The following is a 22,309-nucleotide window of genomic DNA, read 5'->3' as shown; positions in this document are numbered from 1 at the left end:
GATAATATTGCAGTTCTAAATTGGTTTGTTACTATGCCTATAGTTTTGCTCCAATTTGATTGTGATGTCAAGAACACAATCCTCTTGGTTGTAGATAGCCAGTGTCGGTGGTTATCGAGCTCTTAAGTAGCTGTCAATTTTATCAGTTTGTTGACATTTCAAGAGCGTCACCGATTTTCCGGGCCAAAGACCCAAGATCACGGTCGTGGCCGGCTATTTTTTCAATGGCGGCAACCGCCAGATCTGTGACGCAATAATCCGGCTTGTGGCCTAAATGTCGTACCCAGACCAACTCGGCACCTGCAATGTCGCGGGCAAGACCGATTGAGTGAATATCGGCCAGAACGATGCCGTCACTGTCACCGGTGACGATCACGGTGGGCGTCCGTATTTCCGGGTAGCGGGGCGCCATGCGGGTGACGTAGGCGTGCAAGCCGCAAACGTCGATTGCGTTGTAGCGGAAGGTGCTGGGCCGCAGAACGAGGGCAGGCGTGGTGCGGGCCATATAGTCGTCAGGACGTCGATTGGGAGCGAACACGGCCTTGGTGGCCGCATCCATCTTGGCAAGCCCTGCCAGTGGCGCAAGGGTGCGGGCAAAGAGGGGCCCGATGATTGGTGTTGCCGTCAGATGATAATGCCAATCGACCCCACCGGGCCAGGGATGGGTTGCAGGGGCCAGAAAAAGCAAACCCGCCGTCTTTTCTGGATGGAGAACAGCAAAACTTGCCGCAATAGCGCCGCCAAAGGAATGGCCGACGATAATGGCCCGCGACAGGCCAAGGGCGTCCATGGCTTCGGCAATGGCGTTGGCCTGGCCATCGGGCGTGTCGTTTTCCGGTCCGCCACGCGGTGAATAGCCATGGCCCGGCCGATCCACGAAGATCAGCTCCGCGCGTCCCTCAAGCGCCGGACGAAAGGCCTCGGCCTGATCGCGCAGATTGCCGCTGGCGCCATGAATGAACAGTAGCGGCGGTAGATCCGCGCTTTCAGACGCCGGAATATGCAGAAGGTTGAGGTGGGTGTCTCTTATCGGGACGAGCGTGCCAATATTCGGATTATCGTCAGTGATCTGTCTTATTTTGACTGTGGAAAACAACCAGGCTACAATCAGAGGTGTAATGATAATGACAAGGATCAGGATTGCAGGCATGGGATATGGGTTCCTGTTGCGTCATTTCGTAAAGCGAATTCGTTAGCAGATAAAATGACGCAGAAAATTTAAAAAGCGATCGCCTCTTTCATCCGCATAACAAGGCACGGGCGCGGAAAGTTACAAAGGTAAGATAGTCTTCAGATTTCCCGAAGCCACCGGTCAATAGCCGCAAAATTGGGATTGAGTATCGGCAATGGGTCATGATTACGTCCGGGCGCCTGCCAGCTTCTCGGAAAGCTCGGTCACAGTCTTCTGGGCGGCGCGGTCGGCGGGATAGATGGCGAGGTAGCGCTGCCAGGCTTCCATCGCCTTTTGATCGCTGCCGGTCTCGGCCAGAATATTGGCGAGCATTTCCAGCGCGCCGAAATGGCGCGGTTCGATGGCCAAGACGTGATTGAGATCGGAAATCGCCTTGCGGTAATTGCCCTGGCTATAATGCAGGCTGGCGCGGTGGCCCCAGCCATTGGCATAATCAGGTTCCAACACGATCGCCTGATCGAGGAAGTCCAGCGCTGCGGCGTTCTTCTTGTCTTTGATCGCCTTGTCGGCCCACTGCATCAACAGATTGACGGTTGGGCTGCCGGAATTCGACCAATCTGCCATCACGGCAGCGGCAATCGCCTTGGCTGCTTCTGGCTGGCGTTCGCGTTTCAACTGGGTCAGCAATTCGTCCGCAGGCTTGCCAGACAGCGCCGCTGTGTCGCTACGGTCTTCCAGGCGTTCAACCTCGCCCTGCTGCGGAGATGGGTCTTGCTGTGGAGATAATGGCGGCTGGCCATCCTTGTCCGCTCTCGGCTCACCCGTCTCAGGATGGTTCGGCTCAGGTTGAAGGTCCGGCGTGAAGGGCAGGGCAGGCGGCATAGGCTGGCTGGGTGCCGCGTCTGGCCCGTCCTGCGCAAAAGTGATGTCCTGCGCATACGTCGTGGCGGCAGGCCCGGCGAGGGCGCTGGCAACCAGAATACAGGCTGTGAGAATCAGGTGGGTGAACAAACGAACAGAGCGCATGCAGGTAATCTACCGTGCATGCGCTCTGTTTCAAACCGAATTCTGCGATTGACCGAAGTCCATGCATCACAGCGAGGTGATGCTGCTCTCCCGCAGGAGAGGTTTCGATCAGCCCTGACGGGCCTTGAAACGCGGGTTCTGCTTGTTGATGATGTAAACGCGGCCCTTGCGGCGAACCAGACGGTTGTCGCGGTGACGTGCCTTAAGCGCTTTCAGCGAATTCTTGATCTTCATTTTTAGATCCGCATGGTTGCCAGGGAACCGTCTGGTTCCGCCGGGATGTATATCGACGAAAAACGCACCGCTGGGCGCGCTGTTTCAGGGTTGGTGGCACATACCCCGGCTTAACCCGGCATGTCAACCGGAAAACCAGGCATTTTGCCCGTTGATGGCAGGTTATTCCCGGTTCCTGACCTCGGTGACATGTCCCATTTTGCGGCCGGGCCGTGCTTCAGCCTTGCCATAGAGATGGACGAGCGCACCGGGTTTCGCCAGCCAATCTGGAACGGTGACAATATCGTCGCCGATCAGATTGGTCATGACGCAATCGCCGTGGCGGGCCGGATCGCCCAGTGGCAACCCGGTAACGGCGCGGATATGCTGTTCGAATTGCGAGATTACGCAAGCCGCTTCCGTCCAATGGCCGGAATTGTGGACCCGGGGGGCCATTTCATTGGCGATCAGGCTGCCATCGGCCATCAGGAACAGTTCGAGCCCGACCACGCCGACATAGTCGAGGCCGTTCAGCAGCTTTTCCGCAGCGCTTTTGGCCGCAGCGGCGGTCTGCGGCGAAATCGACGCAGGCACGGTGGATGTGTGCAGAATGCCGTCGCGGTGAATATTTTCGGCTGGATCGTAGCAGGCGATTTCGCCTGATATCGAACGGGCGGCGATGATCGAGATTTCCCGCGCAAACGGTACGAAACCTTCGAGAATCAGTGGCACGGCGCCAAGCGCTTGATAGCCGCCGCTGGCATCGTCACCCTTGCGATAGACCCGCTGGCCCTTGCCGTCATAGCCGAAGCGCCGGGTTTTCAGCACGCCTTCGCCACCGAATTCGGCCAATGCCTGCTCCAGGTCCGCCTGGCTGTCGACGGTGCGAAACGGGGCGGTGGAAATGCCATTGTCGTTGAGAAAGCGCTTTTCGCTCACCCTGTCCTGGGATACTGCAAGTGCCTTGGCTGGGGGGTAGACCGGCACGCTGCGCGTCAGGGCTTCGGCGGCGGCGACCGGCACGTTTTCAAACTCGTAGGTGACCACGTCGCAACTGGCGGCCAGTTCGGCAAGGGCTGCCTCGTCGGCGTAATCCGCTGATATCTGCCGGTTGGCAACCTGGGCGGCCGGACAGTCGGCCTGCGGTTCCAGCACGATGGTTTTCAGCCCCAGCCTTGCTGCGGCCATAGCAAGCATGCGGCCAAGCTGGCCGCCGCCGATAATTCCAATGGTCTTCACGCGTGTGATCCGTACAGTTTATAAGCCTCAGGGAGCTTCGTCGGTGGGATAGTCGGCAACGGCGGCAGTCTGATTGTCTGTCCAGTCATCCAGCCGGTCGGCGAGATCGGCATCCTGCAACGCCAGAACTCTTGCTGCGAGCAGGGCGGCATTGACAGCGCCCGCCCGGCCGATGGCAAGCGTTCCGACCGGAATACCGGCCGGCATCTGCACGATGGAATAAAGGCTGTCGAGGCCGGACATGGTTTTTGACTGCACCGGCACGCCGAAAACCGGAAGCGCTGTCATCGAGGCGACCATGCCGGGCAGGTGGGCGGCGCCGCCGGCTCCGGCGATGATCACCTGGAAGCCCTCGTCGCGCGCGCCCTTGGAAAAGGCGACCATGCGATCGGGGGTGCGATGGGCGGAGACAATACGTGCCTCGTAGCTGACGCCAAGTGCGTCCAGGGTGTCGGCAGCGTTCTTCATGGTTTCCCAGTCGGACTGGCTTCCCATGATGATGGCGACGGGCGGTCTTTCATCCTGCATCGGCGGCACCCTTTTCTCAAGCAATGATATCGGGAATAAGCTGATCTTCCAGTTTGGTCAGCCTGTCCTTGATGGCAAGCTTTTTCTTCTTCATCCGCTGAATCCGCAAGGCGTCGCAGCCGACCTGAACCATGGCGTTGATCGCAGCATCATAATCCTCGTGTTCCTGACGAAGGCGTGCGAGTTGAAGCCTTGTATCCGCGTGGTCCTGATCCGGCATCGTCTGTCCCCATCTTGTCGCTGGCTGCATCTATTTCTGATGCATGGTGGAATGGCGCAAGCTCCTATCACCAAACGTCGGTAACGGGAAGTTAGCCCTTTCGCATAATTTCATCGGCATTGGCCGCGTCTTTTAACCAATCGATTTCCCTTGCGTTTAGAAAGGCCTAACGCAAGGAGGCGACCCGATATGGGAAGTATCACCTGTGCCAACATGAAATTGCCCTCATAAATTCAGGTTTTCGCCTTAGACATCGGCCAGCGATCGTGTCACACTGCTGTCGCAAACCAAGAAGCTCCAGCGATGGATGCTGGAGGTTGAAAAGGAAGGATAGAATCAAATGACCATTCAGGCTCATATTGAATCGCTTGCCAAGAAGCATGGAGTTTTGGAGGAGAAACTACATGCCGCCCTTTCCTCTCCCTCGACCGACGACAAGGAAATTCTGGAACTCAAGCGCCTCAAATTGCGCCTCAAGGATGAAATGGAGCGCCTGAAGTCGACACGACATTAAAGGCTGGATGATGCCTCCTTAAATCGGGCCCGATTTAAGGGTTTCATACAGCCAACAGGCCCTTTGAATCGTCAGGCGGCGGATTGATTGCTTTAGCGTGTCCGCCGCTGTCTTGATACTCTTTCCATGATCCAGGAGCGCCAAACATTGCCGCTCTTGACCGAAACCAGGCTCCGAAGCGCCGATTGCCTTCGGGGCCTTTTTCGTGGGCTGTTTTAGCAAGTCGAATCATGCGGTGCTATAAACGATTGGGAACGCCAGAGGCGCTGTGGCGAACGAAATATTCGCGCCGGTCATGACGATATTGGTATGCCAATCGTTTTGAGAACCGACCCCACCGTCAGTTCCAGAACTGGTCCAGCCACAGGTTCAGTCGGTTAAAGCCGGAATTATTGACCGAATAGATCCGCTTGGTGCCCTGGGTGGCCACTGTCACCAGATTGCAATCCAGCAGGGCCTTCAAATGTTGTGAGACGGCCGGTCGGCTGATCGGCAGGCCCTTGGCCAGATCGTTCACCGTGCGCGGCGCACGGCGTAACTCTTCCAGCAAATGGCGTCGGTTGGGATCGGCAATGGCCGAGAATGGATCGATTGTCGTCATATGCGCAAGCTATGATACATCCTGCCGTCCGGCAAGCGCAATTGTGCGATGCGAAAATGCAATTTTATCGGGATTTTGATTGTCGTCAATTTTACAATCCCCTTCCAGTCGCAAATGCCTTATCCCAAGTCTCGAGATATTTGCAAAAGCAATCCGATGCCAATCTTCAATCGCTCATCGGATTACAGGAAAAACAAACCGTCCCAAAACAGTTTCAGTCCGGCAATCAGCGTCATGGCATAGATCAGCGGATAGAAGGTCTGCGCTTTCATCCGACGCACCACCATGGCACCGGCCATGGTGGACAGCAGCGCCACCGGCAGCAGGCTGAGAGACAGAGTGAAATTGCTGAAATCCAGCTGGCCGAGCGCGATATAGGGAATGACCTTGATGGCGTTGAGGCAGGCAAAAAACCGCACGCTGGTACCGGTATAGGTCTTTGGATCGAGCTTTAACGGCAGGGCATAGATTTCAAACGGCGGACCGCCCGCATGCGCGACAAAGCTGCCATAACCGGCCAGCGTGCCCCAACCCGTGGCGGCCACCGCGCGCTGTGGTTTTGCAGGTCTTGCATCATGGCTTTCGCCGCGCAAGCGGCGCTGGAAATAGCGCCCGGCAAACACCACCGTAATGGCCCCGAGCACGAGCCGCATGGCGTCAGCCGGGATCAGCGCCGATGTGGCCCAACCAAAGGCGATCCCGGCGATAGCGCCGGGCAGAAGCAGGAAAAACGTGCGCCAGTCGCCATGGTGGCGCCAGGCGTGCAGCGCGACCAGATCCATCACCAGCAGGATCGGCAGGAAAATCGCCGCAGCCGTCATCGGCGGTACGACGAGCGCCAGAATTGGCACGCCGAGCAGACTGAAAGCGCCGCCCAGGCCGCCCTTGGACAGGCCGACCAATACGACGGCGGGAATGGCGGCAAGCAGGAATGAGAGATCTGGCAGCATGGATGGTCGAATTTCCGCGATGGTGCATTGGGAGCGCTGGTGCCTGTCGGGACGAGGTGTCTTCCAAGGCGGCGGCGGCTGTCTCTGACAGTTGGTGTTGATCCTTTCGTCAGTCCGGTCTATCGACTTCCTGCAAACATGGCGAGATCCTTTCGCCACAGAGAGAGTGCCAACAAAAACGAGAGCAATAGAGGCTTCAGCATCATTCTTTAAATCACAATCGGTTTAAAGAGAAAATCATGCCGCAGACATGACGTGCTACAGCACCTTATATGCCCTATATAAAGGGTGCAGGGCGCTTTGGCCCGGGTCGCCTCCCTTGCTCTTGCCATGAAGAAGACGGAAATCGCCATGTCCAAGTCGCCCAAGTTCCAAAGCCGCTGTCGGCTTGTTCTTATCACGCCGCAGATTGCTGATGTGCAGATCCTTGCCACGACTGTCGGCAATGCCTTGAAGGGTGGCGATGTCGCCTCGGTGATCATCCCGCAATATGATTTTGATGACGATACGTTCCAGGCCCAGGCCGAAGCGGTCGTGCCGCTGGTGCAGGCAGCGGGTGCCGCTGCCATCATCGCCGACAATAGCCGGGTTGCCGGTCGCGCCAAGGCCGATGGCCTGCATATCAGCGGCGATGTCGAGGCGCTGGCCGAGGCGGTGGAAAAATTCACCCCGAAGATGATTGTCGGCTCCGGTGCTGCCCGCGACCGGCACCATGCGCTGGAGGCTGGCGATGCCGACCCCGACTACATGTTTTTCGGCAAGCTGGATGGCGATATCAAGCCGGAAGCGCATTCGAAAAACCTGGCCTTGGGCGAATGGTGGTCGTCTATGGTGGAGATCCCCTGCATCGTCATGGGCGGCGCAGATCCGCAATCGGCCCTGGCTGTCGCTGAAACCGGCGCGGAATTTGCGGCCCTCTCCAGGGCGGTGTTTGACGATCCGGAGGCAGCCGCCACCGTGGTTGCTCAGGTAAATGCTTTGCTTGACGAAAAAGCGCCACGGTTTGAGGATTGAACGCCTCAATGACCCTTGCCTTGCCCCGTCTTGCCCTAACCCGTTTGGCCAAATTCCGGTTGCTGTCTGGACGATCCGTCTGTGCCAGCCTGGTTTTGGCGCTGGCATGTCCGACGGTCATGGACATCGGTGCTTATGCGCAGGTTCCGTCTGCGGCATCCTCACCTCCGGCGGCGAAGCCTGATGTGAAGGCGGGTGAGGGCAAATCAGGCGAGGCTGCCGATCAGGCCTCTCCTGAGACGCCATCGGAAAAGGCTGGGGAGCAAGGGCGAGGCCCAAAGCCGGGAAACGAAATCGAGGTGCCAATCGCTCCTGACGATAAAACGGCTCCCGAAAACAGCCCTGGCTCTGACCAGACAAACGGTTTTGTCAGGCCGAGCGGGCTTTCCGGTCCGGTATCCGGTGAGGATGCTGGCAAGGTACAGCGGCCGGGCGTGAAGGATGCGGGACCGGCTGGCGGTATTACGCTGATGGAGCGCATGGGTATTCCGCTGCCGGATCTACCGCCGGAAAAGCCCTATACCGGCAAGGTCGATCTTGCCTATGGCGCGTTCCAGCGCGGGCTGTTTGCCACCGCCTTCGATTACGCCCTGCCGCTCGCCGAGAAGGGCGATCCCGCCGCGCAGACATTGATTGCCGAGCTGATGACCCGTGGTCTGGCGGTCAAGCGCGACATGAAGGGAGCGGCCTTCTGGTATGCCAAGGCCGCTGCAGGTGGCGATCCGGCGGCATTGTTCAAATATGCGCTGATGTTGATCGAAGGGCGCTTTGTCTCGCCGGATCGCAAGCTGGCCGATGACTATATGCGCCGGGCAGCGGAAGCGGGCAATGCGTCGGCCCAGTTCAATTGGGCGCAATTGCTGGTCTCGGAAAATCCCGGCAAGAAGGGATTGCTGTTGGCGCTGCCTTTCTACGAGCAATCGGCGGAACAAGGCATCGCCGATGCGCAATATGCCGTCGCTCAGATCTATCGCAACCTGCCGGACGTGCCGGCGGAAAAGCGCCAGCTGGCGCGCGAATGGCTGGTGCGGGCGGCGCGTGCCGGTTTCGATACCGCCGAGCTTGATATCGGCATCTGGTTGATCAACGGCATTGCCGGGCCGCAGGATCTGGAACAGGGCTTCAAATGGTTGCGGATTGCCGCCAATCGCGGCAATGTCGCTGCCCAGAACCGGCTGGCGCATGTGTATGTGGCGGCGCTCGGTACCCGTCCCGATCCGGTCGAGGCGGCTAAATGGTATGTGCTGTCGCGTCGGGCGGGCCTTGCCGATCCTGCTCTTGAGGATTTCTATCTCGGCCTGCCGGACAGCCAGCAGAAACAGGCAATTGAAGCGGCCAACAAATACCGGACCGGCCAGCACAGACTGGGTCGCCCGGTATCGAAGGCCCAAGGCTCAGCGACGGGCAAAAATGGGGCGAGGGACGAGGTCAGCGACATCATCAGCAAGGCTGCAAAGCCAGTGACGCCACCGCCCATCGACCCGACCGGGCTTCCGGGCGTCTCCCTGCCTCCTGTGGGGGGCAAGCTCCAAAATGACGTCCCCAAAAATGATGCAGACAAGGATGAAAATCCCGACGATGGCACCGATGTGCCGGATCAGCCGCCCACCGCCCCCTGAATCGCGCAGGGACTTGAATTGCGCCAGATTTTGTGGTCTTGAACCGCTCAATCTTTGCACGCCGCTAAAAGGGCCGCGCCCGACCTCCATCCTGTTGATGGCGGATGACGGCCTGCTGCATCATTCAGTCTAAGGAAACCGCTATGGCTCGCTCAGCCCTTCTCAATGTCATGGTCCAGGCCGCCGTCAAGGCCGGGAAATCCCTGTCGCGCGATTTTGGCGAGGTGCAGAACTTGCAGGTTTCGGTGAAGGGTCCCGGCGATTTCGTCTCCCAGGCCGATATGAAGGCTGAAAAACTGGTGCGCGAGGACCTGCTGAAGGCCCGACCCACCTATGGCTTCCTCGGGGAAGAGGGCGAAGAGATCAAGGGGACCGATGGCGCCCATCGCTGGATCGTCGATCCGCTGGATGGCACCACCAACTTCCTGCACGGCATTCCGCAATTTGCCGTCTCCATCGCCCTGGAGCGCAATGGCGAAATCGTCGCAGGCGTGATCTTCAATCCGGCCACTGACGAGCTTTACACGACCGAAAAGGGTGGCGGTGCCTTCCTTAACGATCGCCGCATTCGCGTTGGTGCCCGCAAGGCGCTATCGGATTGCGTGATCGGTTGCGGCATGCCGCATCTGGGCCGCGGCAATCACGGCAAGGCGCTGCTGGAACTGCGCCATGTGATGGGCGAAGTGGCTGGCGTCCGCCGCATGGGGGCAGCGGCCCTTGACCTCGCCTATGTCGCCTGCGGCCGGTTCGACGGTTTCTGGGAAACCGGCTTGCATGCCTGGGATATCGCCGCTGGCCTGTTGCTGATCCGCGAAGCGGGCGGCTTCGTCAGCGATATGTCGGGTGGAACCGATAGTCTTGACCGGGGTGACATTGTCGCGGGCAATGAATATATCCAGAAGGCGCTGCTGGAAGTGGTCAAGCGGCCCTTGCCGAAGGCTTGATCGGCTCAAGCGCCAGCATGGCTTTTTCGGCGCTTTCGCAAAAGCGCCGGTTTTCGCTTCAATTCGACATGAATTTGAACTAGCCTCCGTCCACTTCGTGCTGCCTGGGCCGAGCCTTTCAGAGGTTTGACCCGTGGTTTGCGAAAGGGATCGACCGCTTGCCTGTAATGGAGACGTGCTGCCAATGACGGATGTGGATGTGGACGCCCCGGACGCTGAACCGGCCCGTTACGGCTCGAAACTGTCAAGCCCGGCCCCCATTATTCTGACGATGCTGATCTTTCTGATCCTCATCGGGTTCATTGCGGCCATCCTGTTTCGGCAGGCCGAACAGGCATTTTACACCAATCCGGGCCTGAATGGTCTTATTCTCGGGGTGTTGGCCGTCGGCATCATCCTGATTTTCGCCCATGTGGTCGGGCTGATTTCGGAAGTGCGCTGGTTCAATCATTTTCAGCGGTCCGGCACTGCCGATAAGTCCGGACGCGAGCCAAAATTGCTGGCGCCGATGCGCTCCCTGCTGGGCAATCGCCGCTCAACCGGCCTGTCAACGACGCTGCTGCGTTCCATCCTTGATTCCATCGCCACCCGGCTGGACGAAGCACGCGACACCTCGCGCTATCTGATCGGCCTTCTGGTGTTTCTCGGCCTGCTCGGCACATTCTGGGGCCTGATCGGCACGATCAGCTCGATCAGCAATGTCATCCAGACATTGGATGCCGGTTCTGGTGGGCAGGGTAGCGATGTGCTGCAAACCCTGAAAAACGGGCTTTCCGCGCCGCTTGCCGGCATGGGGACGGCGTTTTCCTCGTCGCTGCTGGGCCTGTCCGGCTCGCTGATCCTCGGTTTTCTCGATTTGCAGGCTGGCCGCGCCCAGAACCGATTCTATACGGAGCTGGAAAACTGGCTGTCTTCCGTCACCGATACCGGCTCCGATCAACCGCTTCCATCGGGTGTTTCCGGTCACGACATCGAGCGTTTGCTGGAGCAGATGAAAAAGATTGCCCAGCAGCCTGCCTCCGGCTCCGACCGGTCGGCAGCCGCGCTGAGCGGCTTGTCGGATGGCATCCAGGGGCTAGTGAAGAACATGCGCAATGAGCAACAAATGCTGCGTGACTGGATCGAAGCCCAGCAGGAAGACACCCGTGCCATGCGCAAGGCGCTGGACCGGTTGAACGACAAGCTCGGGAGCAAGTAGACCATGGCCCTGGGGCGCAACCGCAAGCGGGATCGCGGCGCCGACTATTGGCCGGGCTTTGTCGATGCCTTGTCGACGCTGCTGATCGCCATCATGTTCCTGCTCACCGTTTTCGTGGTAGCGCAATTCGTGCTCAGCCGGGAAATTTCCGGCAAGGACGAGGTGTTGAACCGGCTGAACAACCAGATTGCCGAGTTGACGCAAATGCTGGCGCTCGAAAAGGGCGGCAAGCAGGATCTGGAAGACGCGCTGGCCAACCTGCAATCCTCGCTGGATACGTCCGAGAAGGAACGCAGCCGTTTGCAATCTCTGCTCGATACCGGGGCGGGCAATTCGGCCCAGGCCCAGGTGAAGATTGGCGAACTCAGTGGTAAGCTCGATGAGCAGCAGCAGGTCAGCGCCCGCGCCATGAGCCAGATCGACCTCTTGAACCAGCAGATCGCCGCACTTCGCGCCCAGATTGCCGCTGTCGAACAGGCCTTGCAGGCCTCTGAGGCCAAGGACCAGAATTCACAGGCGAAAATCGCCGATCTCGGACGGCGGCTGAATGTGGCGCTGGCCCAGAAGGTCCAGGAACTCAATCGCTATCGCTCCGACTTTTTCGGACGCCTGCGTGAAATCCTGTCGGATCGGCAGAATATCCGCATTGTCGGCGACCGTTTCGTGTTCCAGTCAGAAGTGCTGTTTCCCTCCGGCGGGGCGGATATGAACCCGCAAGGCCAGGAGGAAATGGTCAAGCTCGCCAATGCGTTGATTGATCTTGCCAAGGAAATTCCCCCCGATATCAATTGGGTGCTGCGCGTCGATGGCCATACGGACAATGTCCAGCTGTCAGGCAATGGCCGCTATCCGGACAATTGGGCGCTCTCAGCGGCCCGCGCTGTCTCGGTGGTCAAGTTCCTGATTTCCAAGGGCGTCCCCGCCGACCGTCTGGCTGCTGCCGGTTTCGGTGAGTTCCAGCCGATTGCGCCCGGCGATACGCCTGAAGCCCGCGCCCAGAACCGACGGATTGAGTTGAAGCTGACGGAGCGGTGAGATGGGCGTATTGATGGGTGTGGCTCTTATAGGACGCAAAGGCTTTTATATGCCGCTTAACCCCCCTCTGCCTTGCCAGGCATCTCCCCCTCATGGGGGGAGATCGGCAGGAAGCACTTGCCGCACATCTTTTTAGCGACCGAATATGCTGGAAATAAAACGGTTTCTGTAGGGTAAGTGGTTTTCATATATCAATCTCCCCCCTTGAGGTGGGGTGAGACGGGAAAATTGTACGAAGAGCACAACCTCCCCCACGCTTGCTCTATTTTGACGTTCGCGTAAAAGTAAGTAAATTTTTCTGCCGAGGAGAGAATGGCAGCGAAATGTGCTTGGGAGGGCGTGATGAACGAGTTCGATGTGATCGTGGTTGGCGCGGGGCTGGCGGGCTTGGTTGCGGCAACCGAGGCGGCGGGGCGGGGCTTGTCGGTCTGCGTCGTCGATCAGGAGGGGGAGCAGAACCTGGGCGGGCAGGCTTTCTGGTCGCTGGGCGGCTTGTTTTTCATCGACAGTCCCGAGCAACGCTTGATGCGGGTGCGTGACAGCTTGGCCTTGGCCGAGCAGGACTGGTTTGGCTCGGCGGGTTTCGACCGGCCAGAGGACCATTGGCCGCGGCGTTGGGCGCAGGCCTATCTGCACTTTGCGGCAGGCGAGAAACGGGCATGGCTGCATCAGCTGGGCATGCGTTGGTTTCCAGTGGTCGGCTGGGCGGAGCGCGGCGGTCAGCTTGCCGATGGCCATGGAAATTCGGTGCCGCGCTTTCATGTGACCTGGGGAACAGGGCCGGGCGTGCTGGAACCGTTTCTCAACCTGGCAAAGACGCTGGCCGAGGCCGGGCGCATCACGTTCCGGTTTCGCCATCAGGTCGATGCGCTGGAGCGCCGGGATGGGCGGGTGACGGGCGTGTCCGGCACAGTGCTGGCCAATGATGCCGTTTTGCGGGGCGAAAAGAGCAACCGTGAGCCGCTTGGCGATTTCACCTATTCCGCCCAGGCCGTCATCGTTGCCTCCGGCGGCATTGGTGGCAACCATCAACTTGTGCGGCAGAACTGGCCGGTCGATCGGCTAGGGCAGCCGCCTGCCACCATGGTTTGTGGCGTACCTGCCCATGTCGATGGGCGGATGATCGCCATTACCGAACAGGCGGGCGGCAGCGTCATCAACCGCGACCGCATGTGGCATTATACCGAGGGTGTGAAGAATCACGACCCGATCTGGCCAGATCATGGCATTCGTATCCTGCCCGGCCCATCCTCCTTCTGGTGCGATGCCGACGGGAACCGGCTGCCATCGCCCGCCATGCCGGGGTTCGATACGCTTGGCACGCTGAAAATCCTGCGCGAGCGCGGCAGCGATTACAGCTGGTTCATCCTGACCGAGGCGATCATCAAGAAGGAATTCGCGCTGTCGGGCTCGGAGCAAAACCCGGATCTGACCGGTCGCAATATCCGCCTTCTGCTGAAACGGCTCGGCAAGCGCCCGACCGGTCCGGTCCTGGCCTTCATGGAACGGGGCGAGGATTTTGCCGTCAGCACCGATCTGGAGGAGCTGGTGGCCAAGATGAATGCGATCAGCGGTGAGAGCCGGTTGGACCCGGCTCATATTCGCCGCCAGATTGAGGCCCGCGACCGGGAGATCAGCAACACTTTCAGCAAGGATGCGCAAATCACCGCTATCCGCGGCGCACGTCACTATCTCGGCGATAAACTCATGCGCACCGCGTCACCACATCGGCTGCTCGATCCTGCCAAGGGGCCGCTGATCGCCGTGCGCCTGCATATCCTGACCCGCAAGACACTGGGTGGCTTGCAAACCGACCTTGAGGGCCGGGTGCTGGAAATGTCCGGTGAGCCGGTGCCGGGCCTTTATGCGGCAGGCGAGGTCTCAGGCTTTGGCGGTGGCGGAATGCACGGCTATAATGCGCTGGAAGGCACGTTTCTTGGCGGCTGCCTGTTTTCCGGCCGGGTGGCGGGCCGCAATGTTCTCGCGGCCAGCCCGTCCTGATGGGTTACTTCGCTTCTGCCAGGAAATCCTGCGCTCCGCTCTGGAATTGCAGCCGGGCCAGCCGGGCATAGATGCCGCCCTGCTGGATCAGGCTTTGGTGGGTGCCCTGTTCCACCACCTTGCCATCGTCGATGACAAGAATCCGATCGGCCTTCAGCACGGTGGCCAGCCGATGGGCTATGACGATGGTGGTGCGCGATTTCATCAGCTCGTCCAGGGCTTTCTGCACCAGGGTTTCGCTTTCGGCATCCAGCGCCGAGGTGGCCTCATCCAGCAGCAGGACAGGCGCATCCTTCAGGATAGCGCGGGCAATGGCGATGCGTTGACGCTGGCCGCCTGAAAGCGTGATACCGCGTTCACCAACCTGTGTGTCAAAGCCATGGTCAAGCCGGTCGATGAACTCGGTGGCCTGGGCGGCGCGGGCAGCAACGATCACCGCCTCGCGGCTGGCATCGGGGCAGCTGAAGGCGATATTATCGTGGATCGTGCCGGAAAAGATCGTCACGTCCTGGGGGACGATGGCAATGCTGCCGCGCAATGCCTCCGTTGACACATCGCGCAGATCACTTCCATCAAGACAGATGCGCCCGCTTGTCGGGTCGTAGAACCGCAGGATCAGCGAGAAGATCGTGCTTTTACCTGCGCCGGATGGTCCGACAATCGCCACGGTTTCCCCGGCATCGACGGCAAAGCTCAGGCCTTTGACGGCAGAGCGTCCCGGGCGGCTGGGATAGGAAAACTCGACATTTTCAAACCACACTTCGCCACGCGCGGGGGTGGGCAAGGGCTTTGGATGATCAGGCGATTGCACGGCAGAGACCTCGGCCAGCAATTCCGTCAGCCGTTCGGCGGCCCCGCCCGCCTGCATCAATTCACCCCAGACCTCAGACAATTGGCCAAGCGATGAGGCGGCGATGACGGAATAGAGCAGGAACTGGCCCAGGGTTCCCGCTGACAGCGTTCCGGCCAGCACGCTTTGGGCGCCATACCAGAGCACGCCGACAATGCTGCCAAACACCAGCGTGATGGCAACGCCGGTCAGGATGGCGCGCGAGCGGGTGGCGATACGGGCAGCCTGGAAAGCCTGTTCGACGGCAGCGCCGTAGCGGGCGCTGGCGGCGGCTTCGCCATTAAAGGCCTGGACCGTACGGGCAGCCCCAATACTCTCGCCTGCAAAGGCTGCGGCCTCCGCCAGCCTGTCCTGGGCAAGGCGGGAGCGGCGGCGCACGGAGCGGCCAAAGGCAATCAGCGGAAAGACGATGACGGGAATGGCAGCCAGCACCATCACCGACAGTTTCGGGCTGGTATAGATCATCATGCCCATGGCGCCAAAACACATGATGATGTTGCGCAGCGCCACCGATGCGCTGGCGCCAACGGCGGATTTGATCTGAGTGGCATCAGCTGTCAGCCGCGAGACGATTTCGCCGGATTGGTTGACATCGAAAAACGCAGGTGACAGGCGGCTGACATGATCGAACACTTCGCGCCTGATGTCCGAGACGATCCGCTCGCCAATGGTGATGACATAATAATAGCGCAGCGCGCTGGAAGCGGCCATGATCAGCGCCAGAACGATCAGCATGGCAAAATACTTGTTGATGAAGCCGGCATCGGCAGAGGCCATGCCGTGGTCGATCATCCGGCGCACGGCCAGCGGTAGCGCCAGCGTGGTGACGGCAGCCAGAGCCAGAAACACCAAGGCGGCCAATGCCATGCCGCGATACCGCATCAGGTAAGGGTTAAGCCTGGCGAGAGGCTTCAGGCTACGGCTCGATTTTGCCTGGTGTTCTTGGTTTTCCGACACTGATCCGTACTCCGCCCCTGCCATCCCAGCTTATGCGCTGGGGGCCTTGTTATCCCTGCGACCTTCATGTATAGGCAGCCCATCAAATTGGGAAGCCCGCGACATTACCAGTCTCCGGCTTCATGTATTGAATTGGGTCGGCTGACGCAATTGCGGCAAATAGACCCCCCGGCACATCAGGAAGACCGTCATGAAGGCTAACATTCATCCCGAATACCACAAGATCAAGGTCGTCATGACCGATGGCACCGAGTACGAAACATTTTCGACCTGGGGCACTGAAGGTCAGGTCATGAACCTCGACATCGACTCCAAGTCGCACCCGGCCTGGACCGGCGGCAACCAGCAGCTCATGGACCGCGGCGGCCGTCTCTCCAAGTTCAACAAGCGTTTCGGCGGCCTCGGCCTCTAAGTCATCGCTTGTATGTCTTTCCAAAAAGGCCCGGTCACAAGACCGGGCCTTTTTGGTTTGGGCTGATTTTCAGCGCCTTTTTGGCACATCGGATTTTACGCGAAAAACCCGGCACTGCTGGGCAGAGCCGGGTTTAGAAATCCGATGTCAACATGCAGCGCCGTCCGGCTGCCTGTGACCTGATTATTGAAAAAACATCAATTGGCGTTGAAGGCCGTGCGCAGCAGGTTCAACTGGGCCTGGACGCTGTTCTCATTGTCCGGCACGATGGATGCGTCATTCGGGCGATAGATTTCGCGGTCAAGCAGCGCGATCCGGTTTTGCAGGCGCAGCGAGCGTTCGATCAGGTCGCGGAAGGATTCCGGCAGATCGTTCCAGCCTGGCGCATTGCGGTCGACGTTGAAGCCGTCCAGACGGACCTTGCTCTTTTCAGAAATCACCTGGTCGCGCGACATTTCGCCATTATTGACCGCGCGCTGCAAAAGAAGCCAGGAGGCCATCTGCATCAGGCGTGTGGTCAGGCGCATGGATTCGGCTGCATAGAGCACGGAGGCCATGCGGGGCAGAACCTTTGCAGCCGAACGACCGGGGCCGTCGAGATATGCGGCGGTTTCTTCGACCAGCCCCATGCCTTCTGCATAGGTCGCCTTGAACTGCGACGACGAAGCAGCGCGCCCGGCAAAGCTGACCGTATTCAATCCAAGTTCCGACATCGACATTTTCCCTGTCTTACGCATCACTTATTGACGTAGCGCGGCGGTTAACGAAGTCCAGCGCCAATTCCATGGGTGAACGATGCTACCAATACCCCAAATGCGCAAGTCGTTTCTTAAGAAAGGGTTAATTCCCACAGTTTTAGGTAAAGTCGAAAGGCATAAAAAAAGAGCCGCAAAAGCGGCTCTCAAGGTAAAACAGGGAGAAAAATCAGACCAAATCGCCATTTGGTGAAACCGTCTGAATCCAGAAGAACCGGACAGGTTATACATTCGCATAAAATGCTTAATATTGCGTTAATACTGCATCGCGATAGATCAAAACGGCGTTGCTTGCCGCCGCATGCGAGGGTTCCCGGCCCGATCTTTACCATTGTGCGCAGCTGTAATATTTTGAACCATAGCCTGCTACTTTAAAGGGCGAAACAGCGATTCAGCTGCCGCTTTTCCCGCCATCTTGCTGGATTTTTCCGTTTCGAGACGGGCGATTTCCTGTTTTAGCAAAGTGATTCGCGTCTCCAATTCGCTTGCCGACAGGAGAGAAAGGTCGCAGCCGATCTCGTGTTCCGGTGGTTTGCGCGGCCGGTCCGGGTCTTCCATCATCGCTTATGCCTCCTTGTTTGCTGGCTCTTCACCACTGATGTCCATGCGTTCAGCTCTTGGGTCAAGTGTTGCCGATTGCGGGGTGGCCATCATGGTCGAGACCGGGCCATGGCCGGTAGAAAAATTCTCTTTTTCCTCGGAGGTGAGGGTGGGGCGTAACCGGCTGCGGAAAATCGCATAGGCAACCAGCAAAGCATGGGCGGTGGCGGTGACCCCAAACAATGCATAGGGACCGAACCATGTCATGACAGGGCCGCCGATGGTCGGGCCGATAATCGTACCGATACCAAACAGCAGCAGCAAGCCGCCGGACACTTTGACGAAATCGCCACTATCGGCAAAGTCATTGGCGTGGGCGACCGCAATCGGATAGAGCGAATTGGCTGCGGCCCCATAAAGCGCCACAAGCGGGATCAGGAAAACGGCGGTCTGCGGTCGCAGCACCAGAAGCAGCAGGGCCGCCACCAGGGCGACCGAGCCAATGCCAGCCAGAACATAACGCCGGTCCGTATGGTCGGACAGACGGCCAGCCGGAAACTGGGCGGCAGCACCGGCAAAGATCGTGATGCTCAACATGCTGGCGATCATCACATCCGGCAGGCCGACGCGGGCGCCGAACACCGCCACCAAGGTTCCATAGGCACCATTGGCGATGCCGATCAGCAGAATACCGACAAAGGACACCGGCGAATTTCGATAGAGTTTTGGCAGATCCAGCTTGACGGATTTCAACGGTTGCGGGGAGGCGGCGTTGGACATGGTGGTGGGCAGCATGGCCAGGCAATAGAGAATGCCGCAGATCATGAACAGCGTTGGCGTGTGGATATTGCCGAAGGCCACCATCATCTGGCCGCCAACCACCCCGAATAGGGTGACGGAAATGTAGAAGGAAAAGATCGAGCCACGGCTCTCATTGCTGGCCCTCTCATTCAGCCAGCTTTCGATGATCATCGAGGTGCCGGCGGTGCAAAAGCCGGTCAGCGTTCGCAGGGCGACCCACGAATATTGTTCGACGACCAGGCCGGTGATCAGCGAAATGATGGCGATGATCGCGATGAAGCAGGAAAATGCTCGGACATGGCCGACCCGCATCACCAGCTTGGGTGCAATGAAACAACCAAGCACAAAGCCCGCCGCCCAGGACGTACCGAGCAGGCCGAGAACCTCGTTGGAATAGCCTTCAAAGGAACCGCGCACCGGCAGAAGCAGTCCGTGCAGACCATTGCCGAGGAACAGGAACAGCGTGCCAAGCAGGAGGGAGAGGACGGGAAACAGATTTCGGGTCATGCAAATCACTTCGGAACGGGTCGAGGCGAAGGCCAAGCGTGGCAGGGCGCGGAATGCGTGGGGCCATTATTCCCCGGAATGGGGTCGATTTATGAAATATGTCAAACTGTTGTTACTGCGACGTTACAGCAGGTGATTTTCCAGCTATTTATGGGCTATGGCGCAAACCGCCAGATGATGGCCAAGCAAAGCCTGCTTCCCTTTGCCCGGTGATATCAGTATGACCGAGGACAAGCGCTTCATTCCTGCTAAAATGCGTTGGCTTCGTAGAGGTAGCGACCAAAGACATGAACAAGGCAATATCGGCCTTTCTGATCCTGGCCATGGCCGTGCAACTGATCCGGCCGCTCGGCTTGCCATTCCTTCGAAAGCGCAGCGACTTCTGGAAGCTTGCCGTACTGGCCTTTATCATCTGGACCGTCACGCTGCTGGTGCGGCCTTAAGATGTGGCGCGAGCTTTAGGATTGCTTTTCATGCTTGAGGTCTGTGTTTTATCGTAAAACCGCTGCAAATTTGTACGCTGCCGACAGCGCCGTGTACCAACTATGGTGGATGACTGCATTCAGAATTTCTTGGGGCAGAGGAAGGCGAGAAATTGTGCCATAAGTCCAGTGTTTTCAATTGCGGGCATATAGGCCGTCACCTCGCATGATGCGCGACTTCCCTCGACAGCATCGCATTGGGCAATCCCACCATTGCTGCTGCGTGGAAGCGCCTGATCCAATCGTTCCAGATCGGCCTTGGCAAGATGAGCTCTAAATTGGTCCAGCAGTTCGAGTTGATCTGCTGGCGCGGTATCGGTCGCCTTGGCTTGCGCGCAGGTGGTTGACGGGGCAGGCAAGCCCGGCGTTTGTGCCGCAGCCAACATGATTGCCATCACAAAAAGCATCGCCTCTCCTCCAAAGCAGGACCGCCCATAAGCGAATGGAAGCGAATTTTTATGGCCTTAATTTGCTGCTGGCCTGATACGAAGCGTTCTTCTCAAGGATTTTTCCTATCTTGCTTTTTGGTTCGACGCCTGCACCATGGCCATCAAGACATCCGTTTGGGCGATCATGCCGATCAGCTTTGCCTGGGCGTTGATGACAGGCAAATGATGCAGGGCCGCTTCGGCGAAGGTGACGATGGCTTCAGATAGCGGTGCATCTGGCGTGACGGTGCACACTGGTGTGGTCATGATGTCCTTGACCGTGCCGTTTGGCGCAGAGGCGCCTTGCAAGGCCAGCGCCAGCCGCCGGCCAAGACCGATCATCGGCTTGCCTCGTGACCAGCTTGCCTTGTCCATCAGGTCAGTCTGGGTGACGATGCCGAGAATGGTGGCGTCTTCGGCGGTCACCGGCAACGCCTTGACGCGGCTTTGGCGCAGGCGGTGCAGCGCCTCGCTCAGCGTCGTATCCGGGGAGAGGGCGGCAATGCCCGCAATCATCACCGCGCCGCAGGTCGTATGGCTGCTGCGACGGCGATAGGCACGCAGCTCGGTGCGGCGCAGGATATCCTCCAGATCGTCGCGGTCGATGTCGAGAAAGGCATCGTAATCCTTCAGGACGTCATCGAGATCGCGACGCTGGAAGCCTGTGGTATCAGCAATGCCGGGCGTTTGCGGCAAAGCAGGCTTGGCGCGATGCGGATAACGGCGGCCCGCAAGCCGGTTATAGAGCAGCGCGCTGGCCAGAAGCAGCAGGGAGTTGCAAGCCACCGGCCAGAGCACGAAGCTATAGCCGAGCGCATGAATGCCCGGACCGCCGAGCACGGCAGTCAGCGCGATGGCGCCGCTTGGCGGATGCAGGCAGCGCAGCGCAATCATCGCGGCAATCGCACCGCCGATGGCCAGCGCGCTGGCAAGCAGCAGATCCGGCACCCATTGCGCCACGGTTACACCAATCAGTGCGGCGCAAAGATTGCCGCCCAGGATTGACCAGGGTTGGGCAAGCGGACTGGTGGGGACAGCAAACAGCAGCACGGCGGAGGCTCCCATCGGCGCGATCAGCACCGGCAGGCTTGCAGCTTGCTCCGGTAAAAAATATCCCAGCAAAAAGGCACTGATGACGCCAGTCACCAGAATGCCCAGCGTTGCGCCGAGGGCGGAGCGGGCCTGTTCTGAAGAACTGATCGGCGTCACGTCCGGGATCAGGTGCTTCCATACGTCCCGCAGACCTGATTGCATTGCTGGTTTTCCGTTTCTGTATGGCGTGGATCAACGATCAATGCTGAGTGTTCCCTGCATGACGGTCACAGCGTGTCCTGAAATCTCGGTTCGGATGACGTTGCCGCCCACTTTCTGCACGGTGACTGTTATCAGGCTGCGGCGACCCATTTCAACACCCTGTTCGATGACCAGCGTCTGGTCAAGATCCGCTTCTGGTGCCTGCTGCGCCAGATAGGCGGCAAGTGCCGCTGAGGCGCTGCCGGTCGCCGGATCTTCCGCAACATTGTCGAAAGGCGAAAACATCCGGGCGCGGATATGGTTTTCCGACATTCGGCAATAGAGGAAGGTTGCGCCATCCGTTTCCTGGTCGGCATGGATTTCGACCAGACGGGCGAGAGCGGCAAGATCAGGCTCGCTGCGGCCAAGGGCGGCGAGATCGGTCAACTCCGCTGCGATGAATGTCAATCCGACGGAAATAAAGGCTGGCGCATGGTTTGCGGTTTGAATGTCACTCTCAGCCAGGCACATGGCGGCGGCCAGATCGGCTGTTGCCACCGGGCCGCTGACGAAAAGCGGTTGGGGCGCACGAATGCGGGCATTCACCAGACCATTGTCATCGCGGCTCAGCTGAACGGTGACGAGGCCAGCTTGTTCCTCAAAGCGCAGATCGTCGCCAAGGGATTGGCCGAACAAGGTTGATTGTCCGGCAAGGGCGATGGCTGTGCCAACATTGGGATGACCGGCAAAAGGTATTTCCATGACAGGCGTGAAGATCCGCACCTGCGCGGTATTGGCCGCGTCTGCCGGAGGCAGGACGAAGGTGGTTTCAGAATAGCCGAATTCGGCGGCAATGGCCTGCATCGTCGCATCCGACAGCCCTCGCCCATCGAGAATGACCGCCAGAGGATTGCCGCGAAACCGCTCAACGGTAAAGACGTCAAGCGTGATGAAAGGTACGGAGATCATGGTTGGCCTCCTTGTAGGTGATACGTAATGAACAACCGTGATCTCGATAGCAGTGGCGTCGCCGAAATGAAGATGAAATCCTGTCAGGGTGACAAGAAAAAGCCCCGCCGGGTGCAGCGGGGCTTCAAGATGCAGGATCAA

At 58.9% G+C, this 22,309-nt stretch carries 23 protein-coding genes and 1 pseudogene; 9 read left to right on the top strand and 15 right to left on the bottom strand.

Annotation, left to right across the window (positions count from 1 at the left end; genetic code table 11):
- Positions 1-142: 142 nt before the first annotated feature.
- From AVCG78_RS12335 to AVCG78_RS12310, 6 genes are all read right to left on the bottom strand, one after another.
- Positions 143-1,150, bottom strand: coding sequence for an alpha/beta fold hydrolase (locus tag AVCG78_RS12335; RefSeq protein WP_156583081.1), 1,008 nt, complete (start codon positions 1,148-1,150; stop codon positions 143-145).
- A 207-nt stretch (positions 1,151-1,357) separates the two neighbouring features.
- Positions 1,358-2,158: a tetratricopeptide repeat protein gene (locus AVCG78_RS12330; protein ID WP_234665062.1), complete on the bottom strand. Its 801-nt coding sequence runs from the start codon at positions 2,156-2,158 to the stop codon at positions 1,358-1,360.
- A gap of 108 nt (positions 2,159-2,266) precedes the next feature.
- Entirely contained in the window at positions 2,267-2,392 is a 126-nt protein-coding gene (gene ykgO, locus AVCG78_RS12325) for a type B 50S ribosomal protein L36 (RefSeq protein ID WP_003497670.1), read from the bottom strand.
- Positions 2,393-2,554: 162 nt separating this feature from the next.
- Entirely contained in the window at positions 2,555-3,568 is a 1,014-nt protein-coding gene (locus AVCG78_RS12320; RefSeq protein WP_071584718.1) for a 5-(carboxyamino)imidazole ribonucleotide synthase, read from the bottom strand.
- A gap of 69 nt (positions 3,569-3,637) precedes the next feature.
- Positions 3,638-4,138: a 5-(carboxyamino)imidazole ribonucleotide mutase gene (purE, locus tag AVCG78_RS12315; RefSeq protein ID WP_015917061.1), complete on the bottom strand. Its 501-nt coding sequence runs from the start codon at positions 4,136-4,138 to the stop codon at positions 3,638-3,640.
- 16 nt (positions 4,139-4,154) lie between these two features.
- A complete protein-coding gene (locus tag AVCG78_RS12310) occupies positions 4,155-4,358 on the bottom strand; it encodes a YdcH family protein (RefSeq protein WP_041697050.1) in 204 nt (67 codons plus the stop codon).
- A 340-nt stretch (positions 4,359-4,698) separates the two neighbouring features.
- Between AVCG78_RS12310 and AVCG78_RS12305 the strand changes: the two genes are divergently transcribed.
- The gene (locus AVCG78_RS12305; RefSeq protein ID WP_015917059.1) at positions 4,699-4,872 is read left to right on the top strand and encodes a YdcH family protein; all 174 of its coding nucleotides are present in this window, start codon (positions 4,699-4,701) and stop codon (positions 4,870-4,872) included.
- Positions 4,873-5,212: 340 nt separating this feature from the next.
- Here AVCG78_RS12305 and AVCG78_RS12300 read toward each other — a convergent pair whose 3' ends face one another.
- Positions 5,213-5,473 (bottom strand): ArsR/SmtB family transcription factor, encoded by a 261-nt coding sequence (locus tag AVCG78_RS12300; protein ID WP_060718245.1) that lies wholly within the window; start codon positions 5,471-5,473, stop codon positions 5,213-5,215.
- A 182-nt stretch (positions 5,474-5,655) separates the two neighbouring features.
- Positions 5,656-6,423 carry a sulfite exporter TauE/SafE family protein gene (locus AVCG78_RS12295; protein ID WP_071202399.1) on the bottom strand — a complete coding sequence of 256 codons (768 nt, stop codon included), beginning with the start codon at positions 6,421-6,423 and terminating at the stop codon, positions 5,656-5,658.
- 351 nt (positions 6,424-6,774) lie between these two features.
- Between AVCG78_RS12295 and AVCG78_RS12290 the strand changes: the two genes are divergently transcribed.
- The 6 genes and pseudogenes from AVCG78_RS12290 to AVCG78_RS12265 all read left to right on the top strand — a co-directional run bounded on the left by AVCG78_RS12290 (position 6,775) and on the right by AVCG78_RS12265 (position 14,234).
- On the top strand, positions 6,775-7,437 hold the full coding sequence (locus tag AVCG78_RS12290) for a thiamine phosphate synthase (protein WP_071202432.1): 663 nt from the start codon (positions 6,775-6,777) through the stop codon (positions 7,435-7,437).
- 299 nt (positions 7,438-7,736) lie between these two features.
- Positions 7,737-8,786 (top strand): annotated as a pseudogene (locus AVCG78_RS12285) (tetratricopeptide repeat protein); the annotation flags it as partial.
- A gap of 413 nt (positions 8,787-9,199) precedes the next feature.
- Positions 9,200-10,000 carry an inositol monophosphatase family protein gene (locus AVCG78_RS12280; protein ID WP_071202401.1) on the top strand — a complete coding sequence of 267 codons (801 nt, stop codon included), beginning with the start codon at positions 9,200-9,202 and terminating at the stop codon, positions 9,998-10,000.
- A 184-nt stretch (positions 10,001-10,184) separates the two neighbouring features.
- The gene (locus tag AVCG78_RS12275) at positions 10,185-11,198 is read left to right on the top strand and encodes a flagellar motor protein MotA (RefSeq protein WP_071202403.1); all 1,014 of its coding nucleotides are present in this window, start codon (positions 10,185-10,187) and stop codon (positions 11,196-11,198) included.
- 3 nt (positions 11,199-11,201) lie between these two features.
- The gene (locus AVCG78_RS12270) at positions 11,202-12,233 is read left to right on the top strand and encodes a peptidoglycan -binding protein (protein WP_015917052.1); all 1,032 of its coding nucleotides are present in this window, start codon (positions 11,202-11,204) and stop codon (positions 12,231-12,233) included.
- 342 nt (positions 12,234-12,575) lie between these two features.
- A complete protein-coding gene (locus AVCG78_RS12265) occupies positions 12,576-14,234 on the top strand; it encodes an FAD-binding dehydrogenase (protein ID WP_156601719.1) in 1,659 nt (552 codons plus the stop codon).
- 4 nt (positions 14,235-14,238) lie between these two features.
- Here AVCG78_RS12265 and AVCG78_RS12260 read toward each other — a convergent pair whose 3' ends face one another.
- The gene (locus tag AVCG78_RS12260; protein WP_071584735.1) at positions 14,239-16,065 is read right to left on the bottom strand and encodes an ABC transporter transmembrane domain-containing protein; all 1,827 of its coding nucleotides are present in this window, start codon (positions 16,063-16,065) and stop codon (positions 14,239-14,241) included.
- 166 nt (positions 16,066-16,231) lie between these two features.
- On the opposite strand from AVCG78_RS12260, the gene rpmE reads away from it, so the two are divergent.
- The gene (gene rpmE / locus AVCG78_RS12255) at positions 16,232-16,453 is read left to right on the top strand and encodes a 50S ribosomal protein L31 (protein WP_015917049.1); all 222 of its coding nucleotides are present in this window, start codon (positions 16,232-16,234) and stop codon (positions 16,451-16,453) included.
- 197 nt (positions 16,454-16,650) lie between these two features.
- Here the strand turns inward: rpmE and rcdA are convergent, their stop codons facing one another.
- The 3 genes from rcdA to AVCG78_RS12240 all read right to left on the bottom strand — a co-directional run bounded on the left by rcdA (position 16,651) and on the right by AVCG78_RS12240 (position 19,056).
- The gene (gene rcdA / locus AVCG78_RS12250; protein WP_071202408.1) at positions 16,651-17,166 is read right to left on the bottom strand and encodes a protease adaptor protein RcdA; all 516 of its coding nucleotides are present in this window, start codon (positions 17,164-17,166) and stop codon (positions 16,651-16,653) included.
- A 408-nt stretch (positions 17,167-17,574) separates the two neighbouring features.
- Positions 17,575-17,769, bottom strand: a complete 195-nt coding sequence (locus tag AVCG78_RS12245) for a DUF1192 domain-containing protein (RefSeq protein WP_015917047.1) — start codon at positions 17,767-17,769, stop codon at positions 17,575-17,577.
- A 3-nt stretch (positions 17,770-17,772) separates the two neighbouring features.
- On the bottom strand, positions 17,773-19,056 hold the full coding sequence (locus AVCG78_RS12240; protein WP_071202434.1) for an MFS transporter: 1,284 nt from the start codon (positions 19,054-19,056) through the stop codon (positions 17,773-17,775).
- A gap of 287 nt (positions 19,057-19,343) precedes the next feature.
- Here AVCG78_RS12240 and AVCG78_RS12235 point away from each other — a divergent pair, with 287 nt between their 5' ends.
- A complete protein-coding gene (locus AVCG78_RS12235; protein WP_015917045.1) occupies positions 19,344-19,499 on the top strand; it encodes a hypothetical protein in 156 nt (51 codons plus the stop codon).
- A gap of 119 nt (positions 19,500-19,618) precedes the next feature.
- Here AVCG78_RS12235 and AVCG78_RS12230 read toward each other — a convergent pair whose 3' ends face one another.
- The 3 genes from AVCG78_RS12230 to AVCG78_RS12220 all read right to left on the bottom strand — a co-directional run bounded on the left by AVCG78_RS12230 (position 19,619) and on the right by AVCG78_RS12220 (position 22,168).
- Complete coding sequence (locus tag AVCG78_RS12230) at positions 19,619-19,945, bottom strand: hypothetical protein (RefSeq protein ID WP_071202411.1); 327 nt, start codon at positions 19,943-19,945, stop codon at positions 19,619-19,621.
- A 105-nt stretch (positions 19,946-20,050) separates the two neighbouring features.
- Positions 20,051-21,220, bottom strand: a complete 1,170-nt coding sequence (locus tag AVCG78_RS12225; protein ID WP_156582831.1) for an HPP family protein — start codon at positions 21,218-21,220, stop codon at positions 20,051-20,053.
- A gap of 30 nt (positions 21,221-21,250) precedes the next feature.
- A complete protein-coding gene (locus AVCG78_RS12220) occupies positions 21,251-22,168 on the bottom strand; it encodes a PhzF family phenazine biosynthesis protein (protein WP_071202438.1) in 918 nt (305 codons plus the stop codon).
- Positions 22,169-22,309: the final 141 nt, after the last annotated feature.

Source organism: Gillisella vitis, assembly GCF_021559775.1.
In the GTDB taxonomy this organism is placed as follows: Bacteria; Pseudomonadota; Alphaproteobacteria; order Rhizobiales; family Rhizobiaceae; genus Allorhizobium; species Allorhizobium ampelinum.
This window is presented reverse-complemented; position numbering and strand designations above follow the sequence as displayed.